Source organism: Bacillus sp. GMa5/1 (assembly GCF_050172015.1).
Lineage (GTDB): Bacteria > Bacillota > Bacilli > Bacillales > Bacillaceae_G > Bacillus_A > Bacillus_A cereus.
This window is the reverse complement of record NZ_JBNLYC010000130.1, coordinates 1-11,950: the sequence shown is the minus strand read 5'-3', so window position 1 is coordinate 11,950 and position 11,950 is coordinate 1. Positions and strand designations below refer to the sequence as shown.

Here is an 11,950-nt window from a genome sequence, read left to right as displayed (position 1 = left end):
AATAGTAGATAAAAAAATACTGTGATACAATACTTTTTTATCCCACTATTTGCTGGGCAGTAAGCCTGATTGATGAGGGCTCATTAAAGTTTCACTTTATACCTTACAATGATGTAAGGTACGTGTAAGAGAAATCGATGGGATATTTTTTTACAACAATGTATTCTTAAAGTAAGAGTTATATGCTGTGTGGAAAAGAGGTGTTCAAGATGAAAGAACGAGTATTATCTAGGGTGAACTATCATCAAAAAGTTGCATTAAATCCAATGACTAAACTTTTTTATAAAGCCATTATATTATTATTATTGTTAAGTTGTACGTTATTATTCATTGGAAATGTAATGATTGAGAAAAGTGATATTAGTAAATTACATGTACCGGCTAAGTTAGAGGTGCCAGAATCATTAACACATGCATTTATTGCGACAGAAGATAAAAGATTTTATCATCATAACGGTTTAGATTATATAGCAATTATTAGAGCCTCAGTTGAGAATATAAAGGCTGGTGGTGTCGTGCAAGGAGGAAGCACGATTACACAACAGCTATCTAAAAATGCTTTTTTAACAAATGAACGTACATTTTCTCGTAAGTGGAAAGAGATTTTTTATACGAAAAAAATTGAACGCACATTTACGAAGGATGAAATTTTAAAATTATATGTAAGTAATATTTATTATGGAGAAGGAGCGTGGGGAATTGAAAAAGCAGCAAACCTTTACTTCGGTAAAAAGGTGAACCAATTAACGTTGGCTGAAAGTGCAATGATGGCTGCTGTAGTAAAAGCACCTGCTTATTACTCACCTGCCCAAAACTATGATAAAGCAGTAGAGAGACGAAATGTCGTTTTGAGACTAATGGAGAAAGAAGGCTATATAAGCCATGATGAGTATGTTCAAGCAGTTAGTGAGAAATTAGTAATTCGTCATGATATAAAAATAGAGCAGTCGATGTTAAATAGCGCGCGTAAAAAAGCAGTAAGTTAAGAGAAGTTCCTACAGAGGAGCTTCTTTTTTTGAATAAATTGTGACAAATTGTGACACAATATCGTCACAATTATTGTGTTTTTGTAATTTATGTGAGCGTGTTCATTGCGTGACGTATATAAGTGTTGATATTATGTGTATTGTGTACAATGCTGTATACAGAATATGAATTTAAAGAGGAATGTATATGAAATCAAATAAACTCATGGCTCTTGGTATAGTTTTTTCTATCGCAGTATTGATTGTAATTGGAACAATTGCGTATAGCATCATAAATGACAAAAAAGATAAAGGGAATGAGATGTTTGCTTATTCTACGCAACAATCTTTAGGGAAAGATGATGCTCCAGTCAAGGTAGTTGAATTTGGAGACTTTAAATGTCCTGCTTGTCGTACTTGGGATGTAACAGTATTACCTCGATTAAAAGAAGAGTATATTGATAAAGGCAAAGTGCAGTTATATTTTATTAACTTCCCATTTATCGGAAAAGACTCGGATTTAGGTGCAGCAGCTGGTGAAGCAATTTATAAACAAGATAAAGATTCATTCTGGATCTTCTATGATGAGATTTATCAAAATCAAAAGAAAGATACGGAAGAATGGATTACAGAAGATTTGCTTCTTAGCATTGTGAAAGAGAAACTTCCAAAAGTTGATGTAGAGCAATTTAAGAAAGATTTACACAGTAAAGACATTAAAGAAAAAGTACGTAAAGATTCAGATCGTGCTCAAAAATTAAAAGTTCAAGGTGCTCCTTCTGTATATGTAAACGGAAATCTTGCAAACCCTGATTTCGATAGTATGAAGAAGGCAATTGATAAAGAATTGAAAAAGTGATGAGGTCTCTCATCACTTTTTCGACTTTTTTCGATAAAATTCTTGCCTCTACTTTTTTTACATGCTATACTACTTTACATAAGTTATTCTAATATCTTATATGTAATTCATATTTGCGGGTGTAGTTTAGTGGTAAAACAAGAGCCTTCCAAGCTCTGGTCGAGAGTTCGATTCTCTTCACCCGCTCCAAATTTTATTAAATGTTTTTCTATAAATTGTGATCAACGCAGTGTTTCGTTTCCGAGATAAACGAGGCATTGCGTTTTTTAATGTTTGAAAAACCTAATTACATGCGAAAATAGAAGTGAATAATAGTATTCCAAAAGTGAATTACTAACCAATAGAGTCGTTACATAAGGGATGGATTCATCTGAGGAGGCGATTAAGAGTGGATTTTGAACAATTAAAGCAAGATGTAATTGCGTATAGTAAAACAATTGGCATAGATAAAATAGGCTTTGCGAGTGCTTCTCCTTTTGAGGAATTAAAGCAGCGCTTAATCCAGCAACAACAATTAAATTATCAATCTGGATTTGAAGAGCCTGATATAGAGAAGAGAACGAATCCGCAACTGTTATTACCGGGTGCTAAATCAATTATTGCGATTGCTTTAGCATATCCTTCAAAATTAAAAAATGCACCATTAAGTAAGCGTGGAGAACGCCGTGGGATTTTTTGTCGTGCTTCTTGGGGACAAGATTATCATCTTGTTTTACGAGATCGTTTGCAAAAATTAGAAGCATATTTAATTGAAAAACTTCCGGATATAGAAGTGAAGTCCATGGTTGATACAGGTGAATTAAGTGATCGAGCTGTATCAGAGCGTGCAGGCATTGGATGGAGCGGTAAAAACTGCTCTATTATTACACCTGAATTTGGTTCGTACGTATACTTAGGGGAAATGATTACAAATGTTCCATTCCCGCCAGATAAGCCGATAGAAGATCAATGCGGGGGCTGTACGAAATGTATCGATATTTGTCCTACCGGTGCTTTAATACAGGGGGGACAGTTAGATTCGAAGAAGTGCATTGCGTTTTTAACACAGACGAAAGGATTCCTACCTGAAGAATATCGCGATAAAATAGGAAATCGTATATATGGATGTGATACGTGTCAGACTGTTTGCCCGAAAAACAAAGGAATGGATTTTCATAATCATCCTGAGATGGAGCCGGATCCTGAGCTAGTTAAACCATTATTAACGCCACTTTTAACAATTAGTAATCGTGATTTTAAAGAGAAATATGGGATTATGTCAGGGTCATGGAGAGGGAAAAAGCCACTGCAAAGAAATGCGATTTTAGCATTAGCACATTTTAAAGAAACATCGGCAATTCCTGATTTAATTGGTGTTATGAAAGATGACCCAAGACCAGTACTACGCGGAACGGCAGCATGGGCACTTGGGAAAATTGGCGGAGATGGAGTAGGCGAAGCGATTGAGAAAGCGATGGAACGTGAGAAAGATGAAGAAGTGCTTCATGAAATGAATCGCGGGCTTGAATTGTTAGCACAGAAAAAAGAGTAGATAATATTTCCCTTTTTCATATTGTAATATGGGAGGGAGACAGAATGGTTGTAAAAACGAAGATTGAAAACCAAGTACAACAATTTTTAGCATATATAACGGAGAAAAGAACGAATGTGGATGGTATTGCTGAGGATTTACTACAAATGGCACTGAGAAAGAAACAATTGTTTCAAAGACGTAGTGCACATATAGTGAAAGCAACTGCGGATGTTTCTTTCATTAGACAATTAAATAGTAATGACCATCAAGAAATTGATTATCAAATGCATTTTAAATATTTAATTAAGCATAAAGAATTATTTTATATTGAAGAGGAACAATTAAAACGAAGAGTTTGTTTAAATAATAGTCGGATTATAGGCGATTATGCTATTGAAGTGTCAGAAGAAATTAGAATGGGTGAGACATTAGAAAGGGAAATTACGAAAGAGAAGTACGGTTCTTATCAGTATAATCGTTTAGAGGCAGTGAAATATGCAGAGCGTTGGTGGGATGACCGAAATCCTATGTATCGTAATTTCCCTGATAATTGTACGAATTTCATTTCTCAATGTCTTCATACTGGAGAAGTACCTATGAGCGGATATCCTAATATTCGTAAAGGATGGTGGCAAAGGGAGAATCAGTGGAGCTGGAGCTGGGCTGTTGCACATTCTTTTTATTGGTATTTGTCAGGTGCTACAACAGGACTTCGAGCAGAGGCGGTAGAGAGGCCAGAAGAACTTATTCTTGGAGATGTCATTGCTTATGATTTCGAGGATGACGGAAGATGGAATCATACGACGATTGTAGTAGCAAAAGATGCAGATGGTATGCCGCTTGTAAATGCACATTCAGCGAATAGCCGTCGACGTTATTGGAACTATGAAGACTCTAGTAAATATACACCACAAATGAAATATAAATTCTTTCATATTATTAATGGGTAGAGATTTTTCGCTCAAGTGGTATAATACGTAGTAGACAAAAAACAGAGGTGAATATCGCGTGGGAGTACATGTTGTTTTATATCAGCCAGAAATTCCAGCAAATACAGGGAATATTGCTCGTACTTGTGCAGCAACTGGAACAGAATTACATTTGATTAGACCGCTTGGATTTTCAACGGATGATAAAATGTTAAAGCGTGCAGGATTAGATTATTGGCAGCACGTAAAAATTACGTACTATGATTCAATTGAAGAATTTTATGAAAAAAATAAAGACGGTGAATTCTTCTATTTAACAAAGTATGGCGAGAAAGCTCATACAGCGTTTGACTATAGCAAGCGCGAGAAGGATTACTATTTTGTATTTGGAAGAGAAACAAACGGCTTACCAGCTAATGTAATCGAAGAAAACTTTGATCATTGTTTACGTATTCCAATGACAGATAAAGTACGTTCATTAAATTTATCTAATACAGCAGCAATTTTAATTTATGAAGCGTTCCGTCAACAAAATTACCCTGGATTAGATTTAGAAATCGTTTATTAAAAGTCGCCATATGGCGACTTTTTTTATAAAATAAAAATAATATATAATCATACATTTAAAAGAGGGGACATAATCATATAGAATGGGATATATGATTAAAAATAGATAAGACGGGTTGAGATAAATATGAAGGAAGAATATAGTAATCAAAATACCTTTTTAAGTATGATAGATATGGATTTAATTAGACAAGGATTATTACATGCTATTCAAGATTTAGTATTCATATTGAAAGTTATTGATAATGAAACGAATCAATATATGTATGTGAATAAAATAGAAATGGATTATGCTAGGTTAAGCGAAGAGTGCTATGGAAAAACTTTTGCAGAAGTATTACCAAAAGATATAGCGGGGATATTGCAAAGGCAATATGCAAAAGTAGTGAGAGAAGCGAAAGCACACACCTTTTGTGATGTAGTCAATTTACCAAAAGGTGAGATACATTATGAATCTTCACTTAATCCTGTCTGCGACGAAGAAGGAATATGTCAATTTGTTATTTGTATTACAAGAGATATTACAGCTCAAATTGAGGAGAAGACAGAGATAGAGGAAAAACAAATGTTATTTAAGTCGTTACTGGAATATAATAATGACTCAATTATATCTATAGATTCTATAGGGAGAGTTACATATGCAAATCCGGCAACGTATGAAATATTTGGATACCGGTATGAGGAATTAAATAATAAATTTATTTTTGAATTCATTAATAAAGAATATGAAAAAGATTTTCAAATTATATTTAAGGGATCGATGCAAGGAAAAGCAAGACAAATTGTTTCAAAGAAATATGTTCATAAAGAAGGGTACGAGCTATATATTTCTTTGAGAACTATCCCGATTATTGTGAACGGTGAAATTGTTGGGATTTATATTGTTACGAGAGATGTTACAAGGCAAGTATTAAACGAAATGCGAACAGAATATTTAGCTTACTATGACCAGTTAACGGGATTAATGAATAGAATTTCATGTACAAATAAGTTAAATACTTTTTTAAATGAGAGTGTAAATTTTGCACTTGTATTTATAGATTTAGATGAGTTTCATCGTATTAATGATACATTTGGTCATAAAGAGGGAGATAAAGTATTAAAAAAAGTTACAGAATGTTTAAGTAATCTAAAAATAGAAGATATGCACTTATTTAGAGAACACGATGATCAATTTGTTATGTTGATAGAAAATATAACGAAAGAATATGTAGAGGAAGTTGCAAAAAGCATATTAAAAAACATTAGTGAATATTTTGTAATCGAAGAAGAAGATGTATATTTAAGCGCGTCAATTGGAATTGTAATGGCTCCAGCAGATGGAGAAGATGAAAAAATACTATTTCAGAGAGTCGATGCTGCTTTAGAAAAAGCAAAAGAAAAAGGAAAAGGACATTATCATTTTTATTGTAGTGGATTAGACTGTGAGCGTGAACAAAGGTTTATAATAGAAAATCAATTACATCGTGCTATAGAAAAAAATGAATTTTTCTTATATTATCAGCCACAAATTAATATTGAAACGAAAAAGATAGCTAGTATGGAAGCTTTAATAAGGTGGGAGAATAAGGAATTAGGATTTGTTTCTCCAAACCAATTTATTCCGTTGGCAGAAAGAACAGGATTTATTATTAAGCTGGATGAATGGGTAGTAAATCAAGTGTGTCAGCAATTGCGCGAATGGTTAAATAAAGGGTATGATGTGGTCCCAATTGCAGTTAATATTTCAGCTAGACACTTTCGTTCTATTACATTAATAGAGATGATTACACGGGCTTTAAATAAGTACAATGTACCAACTCATTTATTAGCGATAGAGGTTACAGAAGGAGCTCTTATACATAAAGATATATCGAAGAGAGTGTTACTACAATTAAAAGAGCAAAATTTAAAGATTCATTTAGATGATTTTGGAACAGGCTATTCATCTTTAAGTTATTTAAAAACATATCCAATTGATACTTTAAAAATTGATCGTTCTTTTATGGAAGGTATACATATAGATGAACGTGATACGAATATTACAGCTGCAATTATTCATTTAGCTCATACTTTAGAATTAAATGTAATTGCAGAAGGAGTAGAAAAAAAGGAGCAAATACAGTTTTTGAAAGAAAAGAATGTGAAGCTTGTACAAGGTTATTATTATAGCCGACCACTATCCAAATATGATATGGAAAATATGTATTATAAATAAAAAAAATGATGTGCTAAAAGCACATCATTTTTTATGTGTACCTGGTTTGTCATTGTAACCGGATGTAAAAATAGCTGTAAGAAATGTGAGTGATACACCTAAAATTAATAATAATTTCATACTAATATCCTCCTTACTTTTTTCGGTTCATGAGTTTTATTTATTACCCAAAATGTATGTAAGGTTCTTAGAAGAAAAGAATTTATTTATAATGAATAGCAGTGTAAAAACGTTAATACCTATATTATACAGAATTTTCTTTGAATTTTGGAGAGAATTTTAGTGTGCTATTATATATTTCGTTTTGATTTAAAGAATGTTTAAGGACATCCTAGCATACCTTTTATAATAATCCGATTGAACAAGGAGATGGGGGAGGAGCTATAATGGATATTCTAAAAAAGATTGAACAGCATCGAGCAGCAGAAGAGCGTTTACAATGGGAAGGTACGTTTGCGGAGTATTTGGAGCTTGTGAAAGAAAGACCATGGGTGGCTCAAACAGCACACTCTCGCATTTACAATATGATAAAAGATGCTGGAATTGAAGAAGTTGATGGTAGAAGAAAGTATAACTTCTTTAGTAATCAGCTCTTTGGATTAGAGGATGCTCTAGAACGTCTTGTAGAGGAATATTTTCATCCATCTGCAAAACGATTAGATGTTAGAAAAAGAATTTTATTATTAATGGGTCCTGTTAGTGGAGGGAAATCAACGTTAGTTACAATGTTGAAACGAGGATTAGAAACATATTCAAGAACAGATCGCGGAGCAATTTTTGCAATTAAAGGATGTCCAATGCACGAGGATCCACTGCATTTAATTCCACATCATTTACGAGATGATTTCTTTGATGAGTATGGGGTTAGAATTGAAGGGAATTTATCACCACTAAATGTCATGCGTTTAGAGCAAGAATACGGATCAAGAATTGAGGATGTAGTTGTAGAGCGTATTTTCTTCTCTGAAGATCGCCGTACAGGGATTGGTACATTTAGCCCGTCTGATCCAAAATCACAGGATATTGCAGATTTAACAGGTAGTCTGGACTTTTCTACGATTGCAGAATATGGTTCAGAATCAGATCCGCGTGCGTATCGATTTGATGGAGAATTAAATAAGGCAAACCGAGGAATGATGGAGTTCCAAGAGATGTTAAAATGCGATGAGAAGTTTTTATGGCACTTATTATCGCTTACGCAAGAAGGGAATTTCAAAGCGGGAAGATTTGCGCTTATTTCAGCAGATGAATTAATTGTAGCGCATACGAATGAAACAGAGTATCGCTCATTTATAGCAAATAAGAAAAATGAAGCATTGCACTCAAGAATTATTGTAATGCCAGTTCCTTATAATTTACGGGTAAGTGAAGAAGAACATATTTATGAAAAAATGATTCGTGAAAGTGATGTATCGAATGTTCACATTGCACCACACACACTTCGCGTTGCAGCAATGTTCACTATTTTAACTCGTTTAAAAGATCCGAAGCGTCCGGATATTGATTTAATTAAAAAGATGCGTTTATATGATGGAGAAACGGTAGAAGGTTATAATGCGATTGATGTAGAAGAATTACAACGCGAATATCAAGATGAAGGTATGAAGGGTATTGATCCTCGTTATGTCATTAACCGAATTTCGTCTACAATCATTCGAAAAGAGGTACCATCTATTAACGCGTTAGATGTACTTAGATCTTTAAAAGATGGGCTAGATCAGCATCCATCCATTAGTAATGAAGACCGTGAACGTTACATGAATTTCATCTCATTAGCGAGAAAAGAATACGATGAAATCGCGAAGAAAGAAGTACAAAAAGCGTTTGTTTATTCATATGAAGAATCAGCTAAGACGCTTATGGATAATTACTTAGATAACGTCGAGGCGTACTGCAATAAATCGAAATTACGTGATCCGTTAACAGGAGAAGAAATGAGTCCAGATGAAAAATTAATGCGCTCAATTGAAGAGCAAATTGGAATTTCAGAAAATGCTAAGAAAGCGTTCCGTGAAGAGATTTTAATTCGCATTTCTGCTTATGCCCGTAAAGGAAAACGCTTTGATTATAATTCACATGAACGTCTTCGTGAAGCGATTCAGAAAAAACTATTTGCTGATTTAAAAGATATAGTGAAAATTACAACATCAACGAAAACGCCGGACGAAAATCAGCTTAAGAAAATCAATGATGTTGTTGCGCGTTTAATTGATGAGCATGGCTATAATTCTTCTTCAGCAAATGAATTACTACGCTATGTAGGTAGCTTGTTAAACAGATAGTTTGATAACAAAACGCTGTCTCTTGTATTTTGCGGGACAGCGTTTTATTATCCGTTCATATGTGTATAAAGTGTCATACCTTGTCCAAATATAATAAATTAAGATGCAATTTTATGAATTTATTGTCAATTATTTTTACAATATGCATATGATAGAGTAACCAACCATTCATACGAAAAAAGCCAACACAATACAATATGTTGCAAAGTAAAAATGTGTGCAACAATGCATTGTGTTTCTTTCTTATCAGTGGCTGAATATTTCTTTCTATTATGTGAGTGGCAAAATTTTGTTTAGGATGCTCGGGGTATTGTATGAAAAACGTTATAAATGTTTATGGGATGATTTTCTGTGGGCAGTTACCTTTCAAACATTCTAGCTTGCACATTACAGAACAAAATTTATAGATTGCTGTTCATACAGGAAGACAATTACAGTAAGGAGGGAAAGGAATGGGCGAAGAAAATCAACCAAATTATACGATTTCACAGGAAAACTGGTCCCTCCATCGCAAAGGATATGACGACCAACAGCGCCATCAAGAAAAAGTACAAGAGGCAATTAAAAATAATTTACCCGATCTTGTAACAGAAGAAAGTATAGTTATGTCTAATGGCAAGGATGTTGTAAAAATACCAATTCGTTCTCTAGATGAATATAAGATTAGATACAATTATGATAAAAATAAACATGTTGGGCAAGGAAACGGTGACAGCAAAGTTGGTGATGTCGTTGCGAGAGATGGATCAGGTGGTCAAAAACAAAAAGGGCCAGGAAAAGGGCAAGGAGCAGGAGATGCAGCTGGGGAAGATTACTATGAAGCTGAAGTCTCTATTTTAGAATTAGAGCAAGCGTTTTTCAGAGAGTTAGAACTGCCTAATTTAAAGAGAAAAGAAATGGATGAAAACCGGATTGAACATGTTGAATTTAATGATATTAGAAAAACAGGATTATGGGGAAATATCGATAAGAAAAGAACAATGATATCCGCATATAAACGAAATGCAATGAGTGGTAAAGCATCTTTTCATCCAATTCACCAAGAAGACTTAAAGTTCCGCACTTGGAATGAAGTATTAAAGCCAGATTCAAAAGCTGTGGTATTAGCGATGATGGATACGAGTGGATCGATGGGAATATGGGAGAAATATATGGCACGTAGCTTCTTTTTCTGGATGACAAGATTTTTACGCACAAAGTATGAAACAGTTGATATTGAATTTATTGCTCATCATACAGAAGCGAAAGTCGTTACAGAAGAAGAATTTTTCTCAAAAGGAGAAAGTGGCGGAACGATATGTTCTTCCGTATATAAAAAAGCATTAGAACTTATCGATAATAAATATTCACCAGACCGCTATAATATTTATCCATTCCATTTTTCAGATGGTGATAATTTAACATCAGATAATGCTAGATGTGTAAAACTTGTTGAAGAGCTAATGAAGAAGTGTAATATGTTTGGGTATGGGGAAGTGAACCAGTACAACCGCCATAGTACACTCATGTCAGCCTATAAAAATATTAAAGATGAAAACTTTAGATACTATATTTTAAAGCAAAAAGCAGACGTATTTCATGCGATGAAAAGCTTTTTTAGAGAAGAATCAGGTGAGAAAATGGCATAACCTCTTTTAAAGAGGTTCTTTTTTTGTAAACTTTTTATTTTCCTAGTTGACAATGATAATGAAAATCATTATCATTTATTCGAGAAATGATTACATTTCGAATTATATATTTCGGAGGAGATGTAAAGTTGAAACAAAATAAAAGAAAACGTATAAATGCAATGATTATAGCGGCAGCGTTATCACTTCCGTTTGCTGTTTATTCAACACCTGCTTTAGCGGCAGTAGCAATTGAGGCGAATAAAACTGGACAAGGTTTAGAAGATGGTACATATGACGCTGTTATTAAAGCGTATAAAGATAAAACGAATGAAGAGTCTATGGCAGCTGTTTATATAAAGGATCCGAAATTAACAATTGAGAATGGAAAGAAAATTGTAACAGCAACATTAAGTGATAGTGATTTCTTTCAATACTTGAAAACAGAGGATATTCATACTCCAGGTGTGTTTCATGATGTGAAAGTAATATCAGAAGATAAAAAGAAAAATGGAACGAAAGTGATTCAGTTTGAAGTAGGGGAATTAGGAAAAAGATATAATATGCGAATGCATATTTATATTCCAACAATGGCCTATGATAATAAGTACCAAGTACAGTTTGAAGTAAATACATTGAATTTAGAGAACAATGTTCCAGAAAAACAAAAGGAAAATAAAGAGGAGCAACAAGATGAAAACGGAAATGTAATATTAGATAAGCAATTACAAAAATATATTAATAAATATAACTTAAATAGAGATAATGTAGATGCGCCAATCACAAAGAAAGATTTATTACAAATTAAAACGTTATCCATTTATTCAGGTAAAGGAATAAATAAAATAACTGGTTTAGAGTATATGACAAACTTAGAGAAGTTGACGTTACGAGAGTCTAATGTAAAAGACATATCAGCCATCTCGAAGTTGAGAGGTTTGAAGTACGTTGATTTAACGTCTAATTCAATTGAAAGTATTCACCCAATTGAGCAGTTAGAGAATATTAATATGCTTTTTTTAAGAGATAAT

General features: G+C 33.5%; 9 protein-coding genes and 1 tRNA gene. All 10 read left to right on the top strand.

The genetic code is table 11. The annotated features are described in order from the left end of the window. Positions 1-209 precede the first annotated feature (209 nt). Positions 210-986, top strand: a complete 777-nt coding sequence (locus tag ACQGSG_RS22080; RefSeq protein WP_000664715.1) for a transglycosylase domain-containing protein — start codon at positions 210-212, stop codon at positions 984-986. 187 nt (positions 987-1,173) lie between these two features. Further along, complete coding sequence (locus ACQGSG_RS22075) at positions 1,174-1,824, top strand: DsbA family protein (RefSeq protein WP_000841306.1); 651 nt, start codon at positions 1,174-1,176, stop codon at positions 1,822-1,824. A gap of 115 nt (positions 1,825-1,939) precedes the next feature. Then, positions 1,940-2,013: transfer RNA gene (locus ACQGSG_RS22070), tRNA-Gly, on the top strand. A gap of 199 nt (positions 2,014-2,212) precedes the next feature. Continuing rightward, positions 2,213-3,355 (top strand): tRNA epoxyqueuosine(34) reductase QueG, encoded by a 1,143-nt coding sequence (queG, locus tag ACQGSG_RS22065; RefSeq protein ID WP_000345216.1) that lies wholly within the window; start codon positions 2,213-2,215, stop codon positions 3,353-3,355. Between the two features lie 44 nt (positions 3,356-3,399). Next, positions 3,400-4,287 (top strand): amidase domain-containing protein, encoded by an 888-nt coding sequence (locus ACQGSG_RS22060; protein WP_098568307.1) that lies wholly within the window; start codon positions 3,400-3,402, stop codon positions 4,285-4,287. 58 nt (positions 4,288-4,345) lie between these two features. Beyond that, positions 4,346-4,834 carry a tRNA (uridine(34)/cytosine(34)/5-carboxymethylaminomethyluridine(34)-2'-O)-methyltransferase TrmL gene (gene trmL, locus ACQGSG_RS22055; protein WP_000538147.1) on the top strand — a complete coding sequence of 163 codons (489 nt, stop codon included), beginning with the start codon at positions 4,346-4,348 and terminating at the stop codon, positions 4,832-4,834. 126 nt (positions 4,835-4,960) lie between these two features. Continuing rightward, the gene (locus tag ACQGSG_RS22050) at positions 4,961-7,030 is read left to right on the top strand and encodes a sensor domain-containing protein (RefSeq protein ID WP_426948015.1); all 2,070 of its coding nucleotides are present in this window, start codon (positions 4,961-4,963) and stop codon (positions 7,028-7,030) included. 386 nt (positions 7,031-7,416) lie between these two features. Continuing rightward, positions 7,417-9,312 carry a PrkA family serine protein kinase gene (locus ACQGSG_RS22045; protein WP_000353273.1) on the top strand — a complete coding sequence of 632 codons (1,896 nt, stop codon included), beginning with the start codon at positions 7,417-7,419 and terminating at the stop codon, positions 9,310-9,312. Between the two features lie 452 nt (positions 9,313-9,764). After that, positions 9,765-10,940 carry a sporulation protein YhbH gene (yhbH, locus tag ACQGSG_RS22040; protein ID WP_000503520.1) on the top strand — a complete coding sequence of 392 codons (1,176 nt, stop codon included), beginning with the start codon at positions 9,765-9,767 and terminating at the stop codon, positions 10,938-10,940. A 128-nt stretch (positions 10,941-11,068) separates the two neighbouring features. Beyond that, a partial coding sequence (locus ACQGSG_RS22035; protein ID WP_426948013.1) for an NEAT domain-containing protein occupies positions 11,069-11,950 on the top strand: 882 nt, incomplete at its 3' end.

Bases quoted from the DNA above. Each gene is read 5' to 3' on its own strand.
- ACQGSG_RS22080 (WP_000664715.1), top strand. From the start codon at position 210: ATGAAAGAACGAGTATTATCTAGGGTGAACTATCATCAAAAAGTTGCA.
- ACQGSG_RS22075 (WP_000841306.1), top strand. From the start codon at position 1,174: ATGAAATCAAATAAACTCATGGCTCTTGGTATAGTTTTTTCTATCGCA.
- ACQGSG_RS22060 (WP_098568307.1), top strand. From the start codon at position 3,400: ATGGTTGTAAAAACGAAGATTGAAAACCAAGTACAACAATTTTTAGCA.
- ACQGSG_RS22050 (WP_426948015.1), top strand. From the start codon at position 4,961: ATGAAGGAAGAATATAGTAATCAAAATACCTTTTTAAGTATGATAGAT.
- ACQGSG_RS22045 (WP_000353273.1), top strand. From the start codon at position 7,417: ATGGATATTCTAAAAAAGATTGAACAGCATCGAGCAGCAGAAGAGCGT.
- yhbH (WP_000503520.1), top strand. From the start codon at position 9,765: ATGGGCGAAGAAAATCAACCAAATTATACGATTTCACAGGAAAACTGG.